16 protein-coding genes are annotated in these 19,626 nt (G+C 73.6%); 8 read left to right on the forward strand and 8 right to left on the reverse strand.

What is annotated here, in order from left to right; all coding sequences use genetic code 11:
- Positions 1-231: 231 nt before the first annotated feature.
- Positions 232-1,341, forward strand: coding sequence for a pectinesterase family protein (locus ABZ117_RS21840; protein ID WP_356823138.1), 1,110 nt, complete (start codon positions 232-234; stop codon positions 1,339-1,341).
- A 294-nt stretch (positions 1,342-1,635) separates the two neighbouring features.
- Positions 1,636-2,586: a M28 family metallopeptidase gene (locus ABZ117_RS21845; protein ID WP_356823140.1), complete on the forward strand. Its 951-nt coding sequence runs from the start codon at positions 1,636-1,638 to the stop codon at positions 2,584-2,586.
- Between the two features lie 65 nt (positions 2,587-2,651).
- Here ABZ117_RS21845 and ABZ117_RS21850 read toward each other — a convergent pair whose 3' ends face one another.
- From ABZ117_RS21850 to ABZ117_RS21880, 7 genes are read right to left on the reverse strand one after another with little or no spacing between them, the layout of a single operon-like run.
- Positions 2,652-4,991, reverse strand: a complete 2,340-nt coding sequence (locus ABZ117_RS21850) for an amino acid adenylation domain-containing protein (RefSeq protein WP_356823142.1) — start codon at positions 4,989-4,991, stop codon at positions 2,652-2,654.
- A gap of 44 nt (positions 4,992-5,035) precedes the next feature.
- Complete coding sequence (locus ABZ117_RS21855; RefSeq protein ID WP_356823144.1) at positions 5,036-5,464, reverse strand: nuclear transport factor 2 family protein; 429 nt, start codon at positions 5,462-5,464, stop codon at positions 5,036-5,038.
- A gap of 41 nt (positions 5,465-5,505) precedes the next feature.
- The gene (locus ABZ117_RS21860; protein ID WP_356823146.1) at positions 5,506-6,747 is read right to left on the reverse strand and encodes a polyketide synthase; all 1,242 of its coding nucleotides are present in this window, start codon (positions 6,745-6,747) and stop codon (positions 5,506-5,508) included.
- A gap of 11 nt (positions 6,748-6,758) precedes the next feature.
- Entirely contained in the window at positions 6,759-7,772 is a 1,014-nt protein-coding gene (locus ABZ117_RS21865) for a zinc-binding dehydrogenase (protein WP_356823147.1), read from the reverse strand.
- 22 nt (positions 7,773-7,794) lie between these two features.
- Positions 7,795-11,853 (reverse strand): amino acid adenylation domain-containing protein, encoded by a 4,059-nt coding sequence (locus tag ABZ117_RS21870; RefSeq protein WP_356823149.1) that lies wholly within the window; start codon positions 11,851-11,853, stop codon positions 7,795-7,797.
- Positions 11,850-12,158 carry a phosphopantetheine-binding protein gene (locus ABZ117_RS21875; RefSeq protein WP_356823151.1) on the reverse strand — a complete coding sequence of 103 codons (309 nt, stop codon included), beginning with the start codon at positions 12,156-12,158 and terminating at the stop codon, positions 11,850-11,852. Before ABZ117_RS21875 ends, ABZ117_RS21870 begins: the two co-directional genes overlap by 4 nt.
- A complete protein-coding gene (locus tag ABZ117_RS21880) occupies positions 12,155-13,096 on the reverse strand; it encodes a 2-dehydropantoate 2-reductase N-terminal domain-containing protein (protein WP_356823153.1) in 942 nt (313 codons plus the stop codon). The genes ABZ117_RS21875 and ABZ117_RS21880 overlap by 4 nt, the downstream gene beginning before the upstream one ends.
- 772 nt (positions 13,097-13,868) lie before the next feature.
- Between ABZ117_RS21880 and ABZ117_RS21885 the strand changes: the two genes are divergently transcribed.
- From ABZ117_RS21885 to ABZ117_RS21910, 6 genes are all read left to right on the forward strand, one after another.
- Positions 13,869-14,117, forward strand: a complete 249-nt coding sequence (locus ABZ117_RS21885; RefSeq protein ID WP_356823154.1) for an acyl carrier protein — start codon at positions 13,869-13,871, stop codon at positions 14,115-14,117.
- A 122-nt stretch (positions 14,118-14,239) separates the two neighbouring features.
- Positions 14,240-15,313 carry an SAM-dependent methyltransferase gene (locus ABZ117_RS21890; protein WP_356823156.1) on the forward strand — a complete coding sequence of 358 codons (1,074 nt, stop codon included), beginning with the start codon at positions 14,240-14,242 and terminating at the stop codon, positions 15,311-15,313.
- Entirely contained in the window at positions 15,313-15,699 is a 387-nt protein-coding gene (locus ABZ117_RS21895; RefSeq protein ID WP_356823158.1) for a cupin domain-containing protein, read from the forward strand. The genes ABZ117_RS21890 and ABZ117_RS21895 overlap by 1 nt, the downstream gene beginning before the upstream one ends.
- Entirely contained in the window at positions 15,696-16,784 is a 1,089-nt protein-coding gene (locus ABZ117_RS21900) for a histidinol-phosphate transaminase (protein WP_356823160.1), read from the forward strand. Before ABZ117_RS21895 ends, ABZ117_RS21900 begins: the two co-directional genes overlap by 4 nt.
- Positions 16,785-16,851: 67 nt before the next feature.
- The gene (locus ABZ117_RS21905; RefSeq protein WP_356823162.1) at positions 16,852-17,895 is read left to right on the forward strand and encodes a methyltransferase; all 1,044 of its coding nucleotides are present in this window, start codon (positions 16,852-16,854) and stop codon (positions 17,893-17,895) included.
- The gene (locus ABZ117_RS21910; RefSeq protein WP_356823163.1) at positions 17,892-18,746 is read left to right on the forward strand and encodes a hypothetical protein; all 855 of its coding nucleotides are present in this window, start codon (positions 17,892-17,894) and stop codon (positions 18,744-18,746) included. Before ABZ117_RS21905 ends, ABZ117_RS21910 begins: the two co-directional genes overlap by 4 nt.
- A 183-nt stretch (positions 18,747-18,929) precedes the next feature.
- Here the strand turns inward: ABZ117_RS21910 and ABZ117_RS21915 are convergent, their stop codons facing one another.
- On the reverse strand, positions 18,930-19,607 hold the full coding sequence (locus ABZ117_RS21915; RefSeq protein ID WP_356823165.1) for an alpha/beta fold hydrolase: 678 nt from the start codon (positions 19,605-19,607) through the stop codon (positions 18,930-18,932).
- Positions 19,608-19,626 lie beyond the last annotated feature (19 nt).

The raw sequence follows: 19,626 nt of genomic DNA on the forward strand, positions 1-19,626 counted from the left end.
CCGGCCTTCCGGCTCCGGCCTTCCGGCTCCGGCCTTCCGGCTCCGGCCTTCCGGCTCCGGCCTTCCGGCTCCGGCCTTCCGGCTCCGGCCTTCCGGCTCCGGCCTTCCGGTCTCCCGGTCTCCCGGTCTCCCGGTCTCCCGGTCTCCCGGTCTCCCGGTCTCCCGGTCTCCCGGTCTCCCGGCCTCTCGGCCCCGGCCTCCCGGCCGAGTCGTATCCGAAGGAGCACACCCATGCCTCTGTCCCGACGGGGTTTCCTCGCCGCGGGTGTCGTGGCCGCCGCCGCGCCCCGTCTCACGTCCGCGTCCGCTCGGGCCGCCGTCGCCGCACCGCGCCCGTTCGGCCGGTACGGATCCCCGGCCCGCCGCCTCACCCCGGACACCCTGTACGTCGACCCGCACGGCCGGGGCGACTTCACCGCCGTCCAGGCCGCGGTGACCGCCGCCACGGGCAGCGGACGCACCCTGGTCATCGCGCCCGGCACCTACCGGGAGACGGTCGCCGTCGACGCCGGCCGCACGGAGATGACGTGGATCGGCGCCTCGGAGAACCCCCGTGACGTCGTCATCGTGTACGACAACGCGGCCGGCACCCCCAAGCCGGGCGGCGGCACCTACGGCACCTCCGGCTCCGCGACGACGACCGTCCAGGCCGACGGCTTCACCGCCCGCTGGATCACCTTCGCCAACGACTGGCTGCGCGCCGCCCACCCGGACATCACCGGCACCCAGGCCGTCGCCGCCAAGGTGCTGGGCGACCGCGGCGCCTTCCTGCACTGCCGCTTCCTCGGCCACCAGGACACCCTGTACGCCGACTCCGCCGCCCTCGGCGTCTTCGCCCGCCAGTACTACGCGCACTGCCACATCGAGGGCGACGTCGACTTCGTCTTCGGCCGGGCCACCGCCGTCTACGAGGACTGCCACTTCCGCACCCTGGACCGCACCGACCTCGCGGCAGCCCCGTACGGCTTCGTCCTCGCGCCCTCCACGGCCGCCGCCGACCCGCGCGGCTACCTGGTCCTCGGCGGGCGGATCACCAGCGAGGCCCCGGACGGCTCCTACAAGCTGGCCCGCCCCTGGGTGCCCAGCTCCGACCCGACCGCCCGCCCGATGCTCACCGTCCGCGAGACCTGGCTCGGCCCCGGCATCGACGCGGCCGCCCCCTACACCGACATGTCGGCCGCCCACCCCTGGCAGCGGCAGCGGTTCGCCGAGTACCGCAACCGCGGCCCGGGCGCGGTGATCACGGTCCCGGAGAACCGACCCCAGCTCACCTCGGAGCAGGCCGCGTCGGCGACCAGGGCGGCCTGGCTGGGGGACTGGACGCCCTGGCACAAGCGCTGAGCGGAACCCGCCGCACGGGGGCGGAGAGGGCGGGCGGACCGGGCGTAGGAAACACGCCAGGAATTCCCGCCCTTCTCCGCTGCCCCGTGACCGTCGCGCGTGATTCCTGCGCGCATCCGGGCAAGAATTCGAGGGATATCACCCTGGCGGGAAACGGGCGTCCCGTCGATTCCGCTTGTGAAGGCGGTGAAAAAGGCGGTGACGTCCGGCCGGGCGCCGTGAAATATTCGGGTCGATCACGGGGGATCCCCTGATCGGGAATATCGCGCACCCGCACCGCAGAGGGGAAATCCAGTGTCTCTCACACCCGTGCGTCCTGCCGTCATCGCGGCCTCCACCCTGTCCGCGCTGCTTCTGGCAACGGCCGGCGTGCATGCCGAAGAGCCTGCTCAGGCAGGTGACACGCCCGACATCTCCGTCACCTCGGTGATGCGGCACCTCGACGCGCTCCAGAAGATCTCCGACGCCCATCACGGCAACCGGGCCCACGGCACGGCCGGTTATCAGGCATCCGTGGAATACGTCCGGGGGAGACTGGATGCCGCCGGATATAAAACCTCCCTCCAGCAATTCGAGTTCGGCGGGAAGAAAAGCTGGAACCTGATCGCCGACTGGCCGCACGGCGGACGTTCCGGAAAGGTGCTCGTGGTCGGTGCGCACCTCGATTCGGTGGACACCGGCCCCGGAATCAACGACAACGGCTCCAGCGTCGGCGCCATTCTGGAGACCGCGCTGACGGTCTCCGCGAGGAAGGCCGCCCCCGCCCAGCACCTCCGGTTCGCCTTCTGGGGAACCGAGGAGGAGACCTACATCGGTTCCACGCACTACGTGAACAGCCTGCCGCCCGCCGAAGTGTCCAGGATCAGCGCCTACCTGAACTTCGACATGATCGGCTCACCCAACCCCGGGTACTTCGTCTACGACCAGAGCCCCGGGGTCGCCCGGCACTTCAAGGCCTTCTTCGACGCCAAGGGCATCCCCACCGAGCCCGCCACCGCGCTCAACGGCCGCAGCGACCACGAGCCGTTCCTCGCCAAGGGCGTCCCGGTGGGCGGCATCTTCACCGGGTCCGCCGAGATCAAGACCCCGGAGCAGGCTGCGAAGTGGGGCGGGACCGCCGGCCGGGCCATGGACGCCTGCTACCACCTGGCCTGCGACACCCCCGCCAACATCGACCGGCACGCCCTCGACGTCAACAGCGACGCCGTCGCGGCGATGGTGTGGAAGCTCGGCGTGCGCGGCTAGCCGGGCGGAGAGCAGCCCGCGGCGCCCGGTGGTTGGTCCGGCCCGGCCACCGGGCGCCCGCGCGGTCAGCGCGGCCGGCGTCCGCGGGGGCGCGCCGCCAGCCGGGCCAGCCGGTCGCGGTCCACCTTGCCGGTGGGACCGACCGGCAGGGCCGGCAGGACGAGCACGTGCTCCGGCAGCATGTAGCTCGGCAGGACGCCGGCGAGACGACGGCGGACGAACCCGCCGGACAGCTCCCGCCCCGCCGCCCCGGTGGCCACGGCCGCCACGATCTGCGGGCCGTCCTCACCGCGCAGCGTGGTGACCGCGCAGTCCACCACCCCCGGCACCCGCCGCAGCGCGGCCAGCACCTCGCCCAGCTCGATCCGGTAGCCGCGCACCTTGACCTGGTCGTCCCGGCGGCCCCGGAACTCCAGGTTGCCGTCGGCGCGCCACAGGGCCCGGTCACCGGTGGCGTACATCCGCTCGCCCGCCAGGCCGCCGACCGTGTCGGCCGTGAACTTCGCGGCCGTCAGCTCCGGTTCGCCCACGTACCCGTCGGCCACGGCCACGCCCGCGATGTAGAGGTCGCCCTCCACGCCGACCGGCAGCGGCTTGCGGTCCTCGTCCAGGACGTAGTAGCGGGCGTTCTGGATCGGCTTGCCGTACGGCACGCTGGTCCACTGCGGGTCGATCGCGCCCACGTCAAAGTGGTTGGACCAGATCGTCGCCTCCGTCGCGCCGCCCAGCGCCACGACACGTGCCCCGGGGAAGCGGTCCCGGACCCGGCCGGGGAGAGTCAGGGGTACCCAGTCGCCGCTGAGGAAGACCAGCCGCAGACGCGGCGGCGGGGCGTCCCCCGGGAGGTCATCGGCGAAGGACATCACCATGCTCAGCGCGGCCGGTGCCGAGTCCCAGAAGGTGACCGGCTCCCGCAGCATGATCTCCATGAGCCGCTCGCCGTCGGAGAGTTCGGCCGCCGGGACGACGCGCAGGCAGGCGCCCGCCGCCAGGACGCCGAGCAGGTCGTACACCGACAGGTCGAAGGTGAGCGCGGTCACCCACAGCAGGCAGTCGTCCGGCCCGACCGCGTACGTCTCGTTGACCCACTGGACGACGTTCACGGCGCTGCGGTGGCGCACCGAGACGCCCTTGGGCACCCCGGTGGAGCCCGAGGTGAAGATGACGTACGCGGTGTCGCCGGCGCCGGGCCCGGCCGGCAGCGGCAGGTCACGTGCGGCCGCCACGTCGCTCCACGTGCTGATCACCGGCGCGTACGGCTCCGCGGCCGCCGCCGGTGCCGGGCGCAGGACGACGTCGTAGCGGTCCCGCAGCACCGCCGGCCAGTCGCCGCCCTCGCGGCGGTGGATCTCCGCCCGCACCGGCACACCGAGCCGGGCGGTCAGCGCGCCGAACCAGTCGGCGGGCACCCGCAGATGACCCGGGTCCCCGCCCTCACCCGGTTCCTCCAGGTCGGCGAGGACCACCGCCCCGCCGGGTGCCAGCGCGCCCAGTGCGTCCCGCAGCACGGACCGCAGGTACTCGAACCCCGGGAAGAACTGGGCGACGCTGGCCAGCACCACCACATCGGCGCTCGCCGGGGGCACCACGTCACCGAGCCCGTCGGCGGCGGCCCGCACGAACCGGGCGCCCCCGCCGTACTCCCGGTCCGCCCGCTCGAGCGCCACGGACGACACGTCGACGCCCGTGTAGGCGGCGGCCCGGTCCCGCAGTGCGCAGGCGATCAGGCCGGCACCGCAGCCCACCTCGACCACCCGGGGCCGGTCCGCGACCGACAGCACCAGGTCACGCACCCGCGCGACGTACGTCCCGATCTGCGCGCCGGAGACGTCGTCGGCCGGGTTCCGGTTGAAGCCCGAGGCGCGGGCCTGGTCCTCGTCCTCGGCGACGGTGTCCCACAGCAGGCCCACCGCCTCCGTGTCCAGCGGGTCGGGGGCCGGGGCCCGCAGATCCGTGCAGACCAGCCGGAGCCCGGTGCCCGCGAGGTGTCCGGCCTCCTCCGCGCGGCGCGCCAGGGCGTGTCCGGTGACGATCCAGCCGATGCCGAGCCGGCGCACGGGCGCGGCGATCCGCGCGGCCGGCCAGCGCGCGTCCAGCGGCACGTAGGCGGCGCCGGTGCGCAGCACCCCGAGGACCGCCCGCACACTGTCGTACGAGTTCTCGTGCAGGATGCCGACGAAAGCGCCCGGGCCCGCGCCCCGGCCGCTCAGGAAACGGGCGAGCAGAGCGGAGTCGTCCCACAGCTGCCCGTACGTCCTGACCTCCCCCTCCCCGAGGCGGACGGCCGGGGCGTCCGGGTTCTCCCGTACGCGCCGCTCGATCAGGTCGACCAGGCTCGCCCGGTCCTCGAACGGCCGTGCCGTGTCGTTCCACGCGGCCGGCGGCAGCTCCCAGTCCTCTGCCATCTGCTCTGCCCTCCTTCGTTCAGGCCCGCTCGGGCGGCGGATCGTCAGATGACGCGGCCGTGCTCGGGGTTGTCGCGGTGGATGACCCGCTCCCGGATGCGCAGCTCACCGTCGACGCGCACCATGCGGTCCTCGACGCTGGAGGAGGAGAAGAAGCGCATCGCGTCCTCGGTGTCGGTCTGGGTCACCAGCGAGTAGTAGGTGACGCGCAGGCCGTCGTCCCCGGCCGGCTCGATCAGGAAGTGGTCGAACCAGTGCCGGGTGACCAGCCCCTCGTACATCGGGAGCATGCTCTTCATCTTGGCGCGCATCGCCTCGCGGCCCTCCACCTTCTCCCCGCGGTGCGGGTGGGCGACCGAGCCGTCCTCGGTGAAGGTGGCCGTGAACCGCTCGATGTCCAGGTCGTCCAGGACGCGCATCTGGCGGGCGTAGAAGTCCTTGACCTCGATGTAGAGGTCGGCGTTGACGGACATGGGTACTCCTTGCTGTGACTGGGTGCGGGAACGGGGGACCGTCAGAGCGACGGTGCTTCCTCCAGGACGAGGAAGGCGTTGGTGCCGCCCACGCCGGCCGACATCAGGCCGGCCGTGCGGGGACGGCCGTGCGCGGGCCAGGGACGGCCCTCGGGGAGGATGCCGAAGCGCGCGCCGCGCCCGGTGAACTCCTCGATCGGGTCCTCGGTGTTGGGGGTCGCGGGCAGGAACCCGCGGTCCATCGCGAGGCAGGTCTTGATCAGGGCCGCCATGCCGGCCGCGGTGTCGCAGTGGCCGACGGATGCCTTCACCGAGCCCACCGCCACCGGCTCGCCCTCGGTGCCGAGCCCCTCGATCAGGGCGGTCGCCTCGATCTGGTCGTTCAGCGGGATGCCGACCCCGTGCGTCTCGACGTAGTCGACGTCGGCCCCGGTCAGGCCCGCCGCCTCCAGGGCCCGGCGCACCGCGCGGACCTTGCCGTCGACACCGGGGATGACGAAACCGGGCTTGGCACGGCCGTCGTTGGTGACGGCGCTGCCCCGGATGACGGCGTACACCGGATCGCCGTCGCGCAGCGCGTCGTCGAGGCGGCGCAGCAGGACGGCCCCGGAACCGTCGCCGGGGACCACGCCGTTGTGCCGGCGGTCGAAGGGGCGCACGATGCCCTCGGTGGAGTAGATGCTGCGCGGGGTGCGCAGATAGGTGCCGTCGGCGTCCTCCTGGACGGCCACCGCCCCGGCCAGGGCGTAGTCACAGCTGTGCGCCCGCAGGCTCTGGCACGCCAGATGGACGGCGACGGCCGAGGTGGCGCACGCCGAGTCCAGCATCAGCGACTCGCCCCACAGGTCCCGGAGGTAGGAGAAGTAGGGCCCGGCGAACGTCGGGTCGACGTGCACCACGTCGTCGAAGGCGGCCCGCGGCACGTGCTTGGTGCGGGCGCAGCCGGCGTACACGGCGGTCCGGCCGGCGATCGCCGACAGTCGCACCCCGGCGTCCTCCGCCGCCTGCCACAGCGACTCCTGGAGGATGCCGTGCTGCGGGTCCAGGCCCTCGACGCCGACGAGCGCGCTGTCGTAGCGGTCCCGGTGCGGCGCCAGCCCCCAGGAGTGGACGCGCAGCCGGTCCCCGCCCAGGTCCTCCACGACCGGCACCGGCTCCCGCCGGAAGCAGTCGCGGCCCGCGACGAGGTTGTCCCAGAACGCCTCGACATCGGGCGCCTCGGCGAAGCGCCCGCCCACGCCGATGACGGCCACCGGGTCGGAGCGCTTGGAGAGTTCTGACATGCGAGCCTGCCTCAGTCGAAGGTGAGCGCGACCTTGACGACCCCGTCCCCGCGGTGGTGCGCCAGGTCGAAGGCGTCGGCGATGTTCTTGATGTCGAAGGTGTGGGTGATGTGGTCGTCGACGTGGATCGAGCCGCTCCCGATCAGGTCCAGGGCCGTGCGGAAGGAGGCGAGCCCCGGCTCCAGCTGGGCGCCGCCCACCGCGTGGATCAACTGCGCGTTGCGCACGAAGAGATGGGCGTACGGGATGCGCATGTCGTAGTCCTCGGGCATGCCGAAGAAGCCCAGCCGGCCCCGCTGCCCGACCATCCGCATCGCGTGCTCGCGCGCCCCGTCGGTGCCGGCCGCCTCGATCACCAGGTCGGCGCCCGCGCCGCCGGTCAGCTCCATGACGACCTCCTCGGCGCTCTGCCCGGGCACGTGCGCGGTGGCGTCCGCGCCGAGCGCGCGCGCCACCGCCAGCCGGCCCGGCTCCAGGTCGACCGCGACCACCCGCTCGAAGCCGCGGTGCTTGAGCATCTGGAGGAACAGCAGGCCGGCCGAGCCGACGCCGACGACGGCGGCCGTCCGGCCCTCGGGCACGGGCTCCGGCCAGAACCGCTTCAGCGCGAACACGACGGTGCCGAGCTGCTGCGCCATCAGATGGACGGTCGGCGAGCCGGTGTCCGTCAGCGGCAGCAGGAAGCGGTCGGCGATGGTCTGGTAGCGCGCGAACGACGCCATGTAGGCGTGGTTCGGCACGGTCAGCACGAGGTCGCCCGGCGTGAACCGCGCCGACCGGCTCTCCACGACCTGACCGACGCCCTCGTGCCCCGGATACCCCGCCGGACAGGGGTAAGGGTGGTCCCGCATGTCCCGGAAGAACGGGGACTCGGCGCGCACCCGGTGCACATCGCTGCCGCAGATGGCGGCCACGGTGTTGCGGACCAGCACCTCGTCCTCGGTCAGCTCCCGGAAGGCGACGTCCGCCACCTCCAGACGCCCGGGTTCGACGAGAACGGCGGCTTCGCCACGTACGTGCGGCATGCGGACCTTCCTTCGGGGATGTTCACGAGTGGGTGGCGCGGGCGGCGGGCGCCCAGGACAGGGGGTGGCCGGGCAGCCGCAGCCGGCGGGCCGGACCGTCCGGGGTCAGCCGCGCCCCGACGCCCTGGCACCACAGCGCCGCGAGGGCCCTGAGCAGGGCTTCGTCGTCCAGGTCCGCCGCCGGCAGCTCCAGGACGGCCACCTCGCCGAGCTGGTCGCGGGCGACCTGGAGCAGCTTGGCGGGTTCGGCCTCGGTGGCCAGGTGCGCCTGTCGCGGGACGGGCCCGTCGGGGGTGACCGGGCCGAGCGCGGTGCTCCACAGCACCCCGGGGCTGCCGGGCAGGGGTACGGTCCCGGACTCGCCGGCCGCGTACCGGCGGCCCTCCTCGGCCCCGAGGGCCCCGCTCACCACGGCCGCCGCGATCCGGCCCGCGCCGGCGCCGAGTACCGCCGCCGGGGTCACCCCCCACCGGGCGAACCGGCCGGCGAGGCGCACCTGCCGCGTGAGGGCGTCGGTGGTGCCGTCGCCGGCTTCGGTGAACGCGAACACCACGGCGGGGGCCGGTCCCGGGACGGGCGGTGCGGCCGGGTGGCCGGCACCGTCGCGCAGGGCCCGTACCGCCTGCTCCCGGCCGGCCGCCACCACGGCGAACCGGTGCGCGAACCGCTCCCGGCCCAGGTCCAGGGTGTGCGCGACGTCGGCCAGCGCCACCCGCGGCTCCGCCTCCAGGTACGCGGCCAGCCGCTCCCGGGCGGTGACGAGGGCCTGAGCGGTGACTGCGGACAGGGCGAGGACGTGGTGCCCGGCCCCGTCCGTCCCGGGCCGCCGTTCCGGTGCCGCGTACGCGGGAGGCGTGCGCGGCACGGGCTGCCGCGGTACGGCCGCCTCGGCGGGCGCGGTTGCCGGGGCGGTCGTGGGCCGGTGGGCGGCGGCGATCAGCCGGGCCTGGTCCTGGACGGTGACGTGCCGCAGCAGGTCGATGACCGGGACGTCGGCGCCGGTCGCCAGCCTCAGCTGTTCGCGCAGCCTCACCAGCAGCAGCGAATGGCCGCCCGCGTCGAAGAAGTTGCGGTCGGCACCGAAACCGTCGTGCCCCAGCACCGCCCGCCAGGCCGCCCGTACGCCGTCCAGGAGGGAGGCGGGGCCGGGAGCCGCGGCCGGGGTGGCCGGGGCCGGTGCGGCGGGGGCGGGCTTCAGGGCGTGTCCCCCTCGGCCCACGTCCGGCAGCCGGCGCCGGTCGATCTTGCCGGTCGGGGTGAGCGGCAGCTCGTCCACCAGCACCAGGTGGCTCGGAACGGCGAAGGCGGGCAGCCGCAGCCTGGCGTGCCGGGCGAGCCCGTCGGCGTCCGTGCCGGGCGCGGCGACCGCGTAGGCGACGATCTCCTTCTCGCCGCGCCCGTTGACGCGGGTGGTGACGAAGACCGACTCGACGGCCGGATGGGCGTCCAGCACGGCCTCCACCTCGCCGAGTTCGACGCGCTGACTGCGGATCTTGACCTGGTTGTCGTTGCGGCCGATGAACTCCAGCAGCCCCTCCGGTGTCCACCGCACCCGGTCACCGGTGCGGTACAGCCGGGTGGTGCCGTCGGTGACGAAGCGGCCGGCGGTCAGCTCCGGCGCGTTCAGGTAGCCGTCGGCCAGGCCCGCACCGCCCAGCAGGAGTTCACCGGGCACACCGCGCGGGACCGGCCGGATGCCGCCCTCCTGCACCACCCGCACCTCGGTGCCGGGCACCGGACGGCCGATGGGGACGGTGCGGGCGTCCGCCGCGACATCGGTGATCGCGAACCATGTCGAGGTGAAGGAGTTCTCGGTGGGGCCGTAGCTGTGCAGCAGCACCCCGGGCCGGCTCCAGCGCAGGGCGCGGCGCATGTGCCGCACGGAGATCAGCTCACCGCCGAAGTAGACGCGCCGCAACGACTGGAGCGTGTCCGGGGCGTCCTCGATGATCCGGTTCAGCAGCGGCGTCGTCACCAGCAGGGTCGTCACCCCCCGCGCGCGGACGACCGTACGCATCTCCCGCGGACTGAGCACCAGGTGCTTGTCGAGCACGACCAGTTCGGCGCCGTGCGTCAGCGCGCCCCAGATCTCGTAGCTGGCGCCGTCGAAGTTGAGCGGGCACAGCTGCGCGACCACGTCCGTCTCGTCCAGCGGGATGAAGTCGGGCCGCTGGAGGAGCCGGGCCAGCCCGCGGTGCGGCAGGACGACGCCCTTGGGCCGGCCGGTCGTACCGGAGGTGTAGAGCACGCACAGGGTCGCCGCGTCGTCGTACGCGATCCCGGGCGCGGCCGGGCCGCCCGTCCGCGCCGATAGCTCGTCCAGCCGTACGGCCGTGTCCCGGGGCACGTCGAGGGTGTGCCCGCAGTCCGGGTCGACGACGAGGACGGCCGGGCGGGCGTCGTCCACGATCAGCTGGAGCTGGGCCTCGGGATAGGCCGGGTCGAGCGGCAGGTAGGCGGCCCCGGCCAGGGCGCAGGCCAGCCAGAACACCGGGGTGTCGAGGCCGGGGGGGAGCAGCAGGGCCACGGTGTCGCCGGGCCCGACGCCCCGCTCGTGCAGCCGGCCGGCCAGTTCCCCGGCGCGGGCGCCGAGTTCGCCGTAGGTGAGGACGCGGTCGCCGTGGCGTACGGCGACCGCGTCCGGGCGGTCGGCCGCGTGCCGCAGGACCAGCGCGGGAATGCCGGGCCCCGGCGCGGTGACGGGCGCGCCGTGCGCGGCGACCCGGGACAGGCCCGGGTCGCACTCGGCGAGCAGGTCGCCGCAGGAGGTGTCCGGGGCGGCCACCGCGCGGGCCAGCAGCTCGCGCAGCTCCTCGGCGAACAGCTCGGCGGTGGCGCGGCGGTAGCGGGCGGTGTCGTAGTAGACGCACAGCCGGGTGCCGGCCGAGCCCTCCAGCACGTTGACCGAGAACTCGTACTTCGTCGTCTCGTCCGGATGGTCGAAACGGCGGACGGTGACCTCGCCGGCCTGCCACTCGTCCTCGTAGGCGGGCGTGTACATGAACGCCGTGCGCTCGGTGCCCGGGCCGTCCGACCGCTCGCTGCGGATCTCGCGCAGCCGCCGCACCGGCAGATGGGCGTGCTCCATCGCGTCGAGCATCCGCTCGCGCAGCCGGGCGGTCACGTCCGCGAAGCGGTCCCCGGGATCCAGCCGGTCGCGCAGCGGCAGGACCCGGCTGAACAGGTCGACGCGCTCGGCGTCGGCGTCCCGGCGGCCGGCGAACACCATGCCGAGGACACCCTCGGACTCGCCCGCCCACGCGTGCAGCAGCACCGACCAGGCCGCCAGGACCACCACGGCGGGGGAGCCGCGGCCGGCCGCGGCCAGGGCCTGGACGCCCGAGGCCACCGCGTCCGGCAGCCGCACCTCCACCCGGCCCGAGGGCCCGGGAAAGCCGTCCTCGGGCACCAGGTCGTGCGGCGGCGCGAGGGAGGCGGGGGCGTCGTCCAGGACGGTGGCCCAGTACTCCTCGGCCTCGGCCTCCGCGTCCGCGTCGGCATCCGTGCCGCTGCCGCTGCCGCTGCCGCTGCCGCTGCCGGTCCGGTCGCCGGTCGCCGGGTCGCTCCGTTCCCCGGTGTCCGGCGCGGGGCGCGGTGCGGGACCCGGCTCACCCGCCGCCCGGGACCGGTACGCCGCCACCAGGTCCTCGGCGAGGATCCGGCTGGACCAGCCGTCGGAGACGATGTGATGCATCGTGACGGCCAGCAGGGCGCCGCCGTCCCCGGTCAGCAGGGCGGCCCGCAGCAGGGGCGCCGTGCCGAGGTCGAAGGGCGCGCGGCCGGCGACGACCGCGCGGGCGAGGGCCTCGGCCCGGTCGTAGCGGCCGGGCAGCCGGTCGGTGACGAAGGCCAGGGGCGGCTCCGCCTCGGCTCCGCGCCACAGCTCGCCGCCCTCGGTGAAGAAGGAACCGCGCAGCGCCGGGTGCGCCCGCAGCACGTCACCCAGGGCGGCCCGCAGCGCGGGTACGTCGACGCCCGGGACGAACTCCAGGTCGACCGTGACGTTGTAGCGGTCGGAGTCCGGTTCGCGCTGGCAGGCGAGCCAGACGTCCAGCTGCTCGGAGGAGGCCGGTGTCCTCACTTGGGTACCGCCACGTGCTCGCCGGCCGCGTCCGCCCGCAGGGTGCGCACCAGGCCGGCGACCGTGCGGACGGAGCGGAAGTGGACCGGGGTGAACTCGGCGTCCGAGATCGTCACATCGAAGCGCTGCTCGCACTGGGCGCGCAGCTCCACGAAGCCGAGGGAGTCCAGCCCCAGGACGTCCTGGAGTCCGTCGTCGTCCCCGATGCGCTCCGCGGGCACGTCCAGGAAGAGGTCCTCGACGAGGATCTCCTTCAGCGTCGCTTCCAGGGTTTCGGCCTGCTTCTCGCCCGAACCGACGGTCATGACGTTTCTCCCTTGCTGTAGGTGGATCGGTGCGGCGCGGGGGCCTCGGCGTGCCGTTCCCGCTCCGCGGCCCGGCGCGCCAGCTCGGTGATCGCCGGCAGGGCCAGGTCGTGGTCCCGGGCGCGGCGCAGTACCGGCTCGGTGAGCGCGGCGAGTTCGGTCGGCCGGACACCGGCGGCCACGTCCCGGTGCAGGGAGGTGTCGGTCCGGCCGGGCAGGGTGCCGAGGGTGTGCAGCAGGTCCGGCTCGTCGACGGTGACGGCCTCGGCCGCCGCGACGGCACAGGCCTCGCGCGCCGCACCGCCCAGCAGCGCCGCCAGCTCGGGCTGCCGGCGGACGGCGCCCAGGGGGCCGTCCGCCGCGGTGGTGGCCAGGGCCAGCGGCAGCAGGAGCACCAGCTTGCGCCACAGGACGCCGGCCGGGTCCGGCTCGGTGGTGCAGCCGATGCCCGCGTCCGCGAGGGCCGCGGTGACGCCGCCGAAAACCGTCGGCGCGTCCGCGTCCGCCGCCAGGCTGACCTCGGCGAACAGGGAGTTCCACGTCACCCGGCCCGGCCCCGTCCGCTCCGCCTCGACGCGGATCGCGCCGACGATCTGGCGGGCGCCGAACCGCTCCCGCAGCAGGGCGGGGTGGTCGAGCCCGTTGAGCAACGGCACCACCGCGCCCGGCAGCGGGCCCGGACCGGTCCGGGACAGGGCGGCCTCGAGTGCCGGTGCCTTCACCGTCACCCACAGGACGTCGACCGGCTCGTCGAGCCGGCCCACCGCGCGGACCGGCACGGAATGGTCGCCGCGCAGTCTGCTGTGGACGTCGATCACGCCGGAGTAGCGGGCCCGGGTGGACTCCCGCATCACCAGCGTGACGTCGTGGCCGCCGCGGGCCAGGGCCGCCCCGAGGGCGAGCCCCACTCCGCCGGCGCCCAGAATCGCATGCCTCAACACGTTTCCCGGAGCGTCTCGTGAGAACGCCGGTGTCCCGCGCGGCCCGACCGCGCACGGCGGGCAGCCGAAAAGGACACCGGACGAAGGAAAGTAGAACGTGAAACGAAATGGCCGGCTACAGCCCTGAAAGGTCCGACGGCCGCGGGTCAGACGGCCGAACGCCCTTGATTTTCAACGGAGTTCGGAAGCGACTCCGTCGACGTGTGCACGCGGCCGATCGGCCGGTGCGTACTCCCCCGTAGCGGCGTACATGATTCCCCCTGTCACGCCGGATCCAGATCACCGTCGAACGCGGCGCTGAAATACTGCGTTCACAAACGACTCAGACTGTAAGGGCGTCAACTTTCGGCCGTCAACCAGCTTTTCGGCCAACGGATGGCCGGTGCGCGCACCCGCATGCGGGCTGATGACGCCAGGAGTCGATCATTTGGCCTGAGTCGGTACGACGGAGTGTGGCCGACAAACGACCCTTGACTGGCCCGATGACTGCTGCCTACGCTCCGACAACGGCAATCTGGCCACCACGGCGAGCATTCGGCTCGGGGACCGAACCGGTTCGATCCACCGGTTGTGCGTCTGTTTCCACGGGGGATCAAGAAGAGAAAGCGCATACAGTCACGGCCCTGCGCGCCGCCGTTCCACGGCTGCGCCGTATCCGGGGCGATGAACCGTGAGCCGCGATGACACGGGGGAATTCCTTTTGACCGACGACGGTGTGAGAACACGTCCGGAACCGCATTCCGCGGCACCTTCCGGCACATCCGCCTCCATGCCCGCACCGACGATGACCGACCAGGTCAGAGCCGCTTGGACCGACGTACTCGGGCATGACGACTTCGACGACGACACGCCTTTCCTCGAAGCGGGCGGCCATTCCCTGAAAGCCGCGCAGGTACTGATCCGGCTCCGCCGGCAACTCGGTGTACGCCTGCCCAACCGGCTGTTCTTCGACCATCCCACCGTGCGCGAACTGGCGGCTGCCGTGGAACGTATCGCCACCACGTCGCCCCTCGCGTGATCGGCCGGCACCGAGACCGGAAAGTCACCGGCACCGACCGCATTGTCGCCGGCCCCGACCGGAAAGTCGTCGGCCCCGGCCGGGATGCCATCGGCCCCGACTGAATCAGGAAGGCTCTTCTCGTGACCGCTCCCGTTTCCCGCGACGGCATCCAAGAGGAAAGCGATGGTGTTCTCCTCCCCGCGGACTGGCGGGGAGGCGCGAAGACCCCGCTCGACGCCGACACCGCGTTCAACGGATTCATCTCCACCAACGTCGTTTTCGCCCTGGCACAACTGGGCCTGTTCACCTGGTTCGACGACAACGGCCGGCTCGACATCCCGGAATACTGCCGGGCAGGACAGCTGGACGAAACCGTTCTGCGCCGACTGCTGTCCGCCGCGGAGACTTTCGGATATCTCGTCCTGACCGGCGACACGGTCGCACCCACCCCCGCCTGGGACGAACTCCGCCGGAAGATAGGGTTCTTCACCTGGGGGGTCGGCGGATACCACGACGTGTTCGCGAACGCCGCGTCCCTCGCGCGCGGAGAACGCGTCTTCGGCACCGACGTCCTGCGCGACGAGGGCATGGTGGCGCTCGGCTCGGCCCAGGCCGACCTGGCACTCATGCGGCACATCCTCGACGAGCAGATCGCGGCACTCGACTTCTCCGTCCTCGCCGACCTCGGCAGCGGCATCAGCGAGCGCGTCTCCCGCCTGGTGAAGTCCCGCCCCGGCGCCCGCGGACTGGGCCTGGACATCAGCGCGTCGGCCACACGGCTGGCCGCCGGCACCGTCGCACGCCACGGCCTGACCGACCGCGTCCAGCCGATCTGCGCCGACGTCCTCGACGTCCTCTTCCGGGGCCGCCGCATCGAGGGCGCCGACGAGGTCGACGTCGCCATGAGCTTCATGTTCCTGCACGACCTGCTGGTCGACCCCGGCACGCGCGGGGACGTCATCCCGGCCCTGCGCAAGGCGTTCCCGAACGCGCACACCTTCCTGCTCGGCGACACCACCGTCCGCCCGCGCGGCGAGGGCGACACCCTGCCGGTGTTCTCCAGCGGCTTCGAGCTGGCGCACGCCCTGATGGGCGTCCCGATCTACACGCGCGAGGAGTACGAGAACCTCTTCCGCGAAGGCGGCCTGCACCTGCGCCGGACCATCCCCTTCGGCGCCCCGCACACCTACCTCTTCGTTCTGGAGGCCCAGTGATGAGCGACCGACGTCCGGGCGAGGCCGAGATCATCGGGGACCTGCCCATCCCGCTCGCCGTGGCCGGCCACCACCAGCCCGCGCCCTTCTACCTCACCGCCGACATGTTCGGCGGCCTGCCCGTGCAGCTCGCCGGCGGGGAACTGACCGGGCTGATCGGCAAGCCAGTCGCCGCGCCGCACACCCACCCGGTGGACGAGCTGTACCTGCTGGTGTCCCCCAACAAGGGCGGTGCCCGCATCGAGGTCCAGCTCGACGGCGTACGGCACGAACTGCTCTCACCCGCCGTGATGCGCATCCCGGCCGGCAGCGAGCACTGCTTCCTGACCCTGGAGGCCGAGGTCGGCAGCTACTGCTTCGGTGTCCTGCTGGGTGACCATCGGTGACCCGGCCCCCCGCCGCCGACGGCAACGCGGCACCCGCCGGCCCCGGACAGCCGTTCAACACACGGGTCGCCGGGGCCGACGACCTGATCCGCCTGCACCTCAGCGAAAGCCCCTACGGCGCGGGCAAGGCGGCCCTGCGGGCGGCCGAGCGCGAGCTGGCCCGGGTGAACGTCTACCCGGACCCCGAGCGCCACGACCTGGTCCACGCCCTCGCCGCGCACTGGGACGTCACCCCGGACCACATCGCCGTCGCCAACGGCAGTGACGAACTCGTCCTGGCCACCGCCCTCACCCTCGGCGACCGCACCCGCCCCGGCCTCGTCACCGACGGCACGTTCCCCGGCTACCGCACCTGCCTGGACCTGACCGGACGCGGCTGCACCGCCGTACCGCCGGCCGGTACGGACGTCGACGTGGAGGCGTTCGCCGCGCGGCTGCCCGGGCACGGGATCGGCTATCTCTGCAACCCGCACAACCCCAGCGGCGCGTCCCACACCCGCGAGGAACTGACCGCGCTGGCCGACGCCGCCGCGCGCAGCGGGGTGCCGCTGGTGTTCGACGAGGCGTACATGGAGTTCGCCGGCCCCGACGCCCCGCAGACCCGCGACCTGCTGGACGGGGACGCGCCGCTGCTCGCGCTGCGCACCTTCTCCAAGGCCTACGGACTCGCCGCGCTGCGCGTCGGCTACGCCGTCGGCCGGCCCGCGCTGATCGCCGTACTGCGGCAGACGCTGCGCGCCCTGCCGTTCAGCGTGAACCGGCTCGCCCAGGCGGCGGCCGTCGGCGCCCTCGGCGAGCAGGACTTCCTGGCCGGGGTACGCCGGTCCACCGCCGAGCGGCGCCGCTGGTTCACCGCGGAACTGGACCGCCGCGGGCGCGCCCACCTGCCCTCCGTCACCAACTTCGTCGCGGTCGCCGCCCGGGACTGCGCGCTCGCGCAGGACCGGCTCGCCACCGACCACGGCATTCTCGTTCGCAATGCCGGCCTGTTCGGATTCCCCGGATACCTGCGCACGTCGCTCGGCACCCAGGAAGACCTCGTCCGGTTCCTCGACGCCCTCGACGACATCGAGAAAAACCCCTGAAATCCCTCTCGGATTACTCGGGGACGCCCGGCGAAAACGCTGAACGAGAACGACAAGGAGCAATTGCGTGTTCCGTCAAGACCCGTTGAACACCATCCTGGCGCTGGGCTCCGGTTTCACGCCCACCGCGGTGCGCGTGACCGCGACCCTGCGCCTGCCCGACCTGGTGGAGCAGGGGCACCGGACCGTGTCCGCCCTGGCCGCAGAGACCGGCACCGACGAGCAGTCCCTGGGCCGCGTCCTGCACTACGTCAGCCTGCTGGGCCTGTTCACGCGGACCGAGGCCCCGAAGGGCGGGGAGACGGCCTACGAGCTGACCGACGTCGGCCGGGTGCTGCTCGGCGACCACCCGAGCAACCTGCGCCGCTGGCTGGACTACGAGGATGCCGGCCGGGCGATGGAGGCCCGCTTCGAGCCGGCCATCGGGCTGCTCATGGAGGCCGTACGCACCGGCGCGCCGGTGTACGAGCAGGCGCACGGCCGGCCCTTCTGGGCGGACCTGGAGGCCCACCCGGACATCGAGAAGTCGTTCAACGCGGGCATCGCCCGCATCGCCGGCCGGCTCGTCCCCGAACTGGCCCGCATCTACGACTGGTCCACCGTCCGGCACGTGGTCGACGTCGGCGGCGGCAACGGCTCCCTGCTGCTGAAGCTGCTCACCGAGCACCCGGCGCTGCGGGGCACCCTGCTGGAGCTGGAGAGCGTGGTCGAGGAGGCCAGGGGGACGGTGTCCCCGGTGGCCGCCCGCTGCGAGCTGGTCGCGGGCAGCTTCTTCGACCCGATGCCGGCCGGCGGCGACGTCTACCTGATCGCCAACACCCTCCACAACTGGAGCGACCGCGACGCCGGCCGCATCCTCGGCCGCTGCGCCGAGGCCCTGGAACCCGGCGGCCGGGTCGTCGTCGTGGAGCGGCTGCTGGACAGCGGCAAGGACCCGGTGATGGCGAGCTACGCCGACCTGCTGATGCTGGTGCTGCTCGGCGGGCGCGAGCGCAGCCAGGACGACCTGCGCGCCCTCGGCGGCGCGGTGGGCCTCACCCTCACTCACGCGCGGAAGTTCGAGCTGCCCGGTCACTGGCTGATCGAGTTCACCAAGGGAGGGACACGGTGAAGCGCTCGCTGAACCCCGACGAGCCCAACGCGCTGCTGTCGTACGACTTCGACCGGGGCAGCAACTACGAGAGCGTCCTGCACCTCACCGAGGCCCTCGGCGCGCTGGTCCCGGAGAGCGAGACCGACCACCCCGACCAGCGCTTCTTCCAGGTGGCGCACCTCATCACCGAGTACGCCTGGGCGCAGATCCACTACGAGCTGCGCCGCGCCCTCACCCACCTGGACCACGACCGCCACGCGCAGGCGGTACGGCTGTTCGACCGGGCCACCGCGCTGAGCGAGATCACCGTGCAGGCGGTGCGGCTGATCACCGACCATCTGCCGCAGCACGGCCTGCTGATGATGCGCAACGCCCTGCCCGAGGACGCCACCGGACTGGACTCGCCCGGCTACCGCAACCTGCGGCGCGTGGCCCGGCCGGTGTGGAAGGCGTACGAGCAGGCGGTGGAACGCGCCGGGCTCTCCCTCCAGGACGTGATCGCCCAGCAGGACGACGGCTACAGCGGCCCCGGTTCGCCGCGGGCGCAGGCGCTGGCCCTGGTCCGCGAGGCGATGCTGCGGCTGGACGGCAGTGTCCTCGGCTGGAAGCAGCACCACCTGATCATGGTGTGGTCCCAGCTGGGCGGCCAGCCCGGTCTGCGCAAGGAGAGCGCCGAGACGGACGCGGCCGGGCTGCCGCAGAGCCTGGGCGGCCGGTCGCTGGCCACGCTGGAGGCCCGCTCCCAGCTGACGCTGTTCCCGGAGCTGTGGCGGGCGGCGGAGGAGGCCTACTGGCTGCTCGGCACCCGGCACGACACCGACGCCCCGGTGCGCGGCGGCGGCGGGAACGGCTGCCCGGTGCAGCACTGACCCGGCCGTACGGACGAGCGGGCCGCCGCCCCACCCGGGGCGGCGGCCCGCTCGCTGCCGTGGTTCCCCGGTCCGCCGGTCGCCCTTGCAGGGCGCTTCCGGGGCCGCCGGTGGTCCTTCCGGCGCGGCGCCCGGCCGGGCGGTGGCCCGCCCGTCGTCCCGGGTCCCGGGCCGCTGGTCCGCTCACCCGTGGGCGAGGTCCAGGAGGCGGGCCGTGATCTCCTCGAAGCGCTCGTGCGGGAAGAAGTGGCCGCCCCCGAAGCCCTCCACGCGGTGTCCGCCGCGCGTGTACTGCCGCCAGCCGGCCATCACCTCGGCAGGGGTGTCCGGGTCGCCGGTGCCGTACCAGCTGACGAGGTCGCTCTCCAGCGGCTCGGGCACGGGGTCGGGGCGGTGCGCGGCGACCAGCGCGAGGTCACCGCGGATGACCGGCACGAACTGGTGCCGCATCGGGGACCGGCGTACCTCCGGCGGGATCCGGCCGTGCTCGGCGAGCGCGTCCAGGAGGGCGTCGTCACCGCCCAGGGTGAGCAACGGGCCGTAGGGGGAGTCGCCGAGGAGATGCGGCGGGCGGGTCGCGGCGACGACGACGAACGCGGGGGCGGGCCGGCCGAGCGCGCGCAGGGCGCGGGCGGTCTCGTAGGCCAGCAGGCCGCCCATGCTGTGGCCGAACAACGCGTACCGGCCCGGCGGGTCGACGCGGTGGGCGAGGTCGGCGGCGGCCTCCCGCAGCGTCGCCGGCCGGGGCTCCCGGGAGCGCAGGCCCTTGCCCGCGGTCTCCAGCGGCAGCGCCCGCACCGCCGGCGGCAGCTCGCGCCGCCAGCGCACGAAGCTGCGGGCGGAGCCGCCGGCGTGCGGCACGCAGTACAGGGTGAGTGGC

Source organism: Streptomyces sp. NPDC006309, assembly GCF_040613095.1.
Taxonomy (GTDB): Bacteria; Actinomycetota; Actinomycetes; order Streptomycetales; family Streptomycetaceae; genus Streptomyces.

Coding starts and splice junctions, on each gene's coding strand:
- ABZ117_RS21885 (WP_356823154.1), top strand. CDS start 13,869: ATGCCCGCACCGACGATGACCGACCAGGTCAGAGCCGCTTGGACCGAC.
- ABZ117_RS21860 (WP_356823146.1), bottom strand. CDS start 6,747: ATGTCAGAACTCTCCAAGCGCTCCGACCCGGTGGCCGTCATCGGCGTG.
- ABZ117_RS21850 (WP_356823142.1), bottom strand. CDS start 4,991: ATGGCAGAGGACTGGGAGCTGCCGCCGGCCGCGTGGAACGACACGGCA.
- ABZ117_RS21865 (WP_356823147.1), bottom strand. CDS start 7,772: ATGCCGCACGTACGTGGCGAAGCCGCCGTTCTCGTCGAACCCGGGCGT.
- ABZ117_RS21855 (WP_356823144.1), bottom strand. CDS start 5,464: ATGTCCGTCAACGCCGACCTCTACATCGAGGTCAAGGACTTCTACGCC.
- ABZ117_RS21895 (WP_356823158.1), top strand. CDS start 15,313: ATGAGCGACCGACGTCCGGGCGAGGCCGAGATCATCGGGGACCTGCCC.
- ABZ117_RS21875 (WP_356823151.1), bottom strand. CDS start 12,158: ATGACCGTCGGTTCGGGCGAGAAGCAGGCCGAAACCCTGGAAGCGACG.
- ABZ117_RS21840 (WP_356823138.1), top strand. CDS start 232: ATGCCTCTGTCCCGACGGGGTTTCCTCGCCGCGGGTGTCGTGGCCGCC.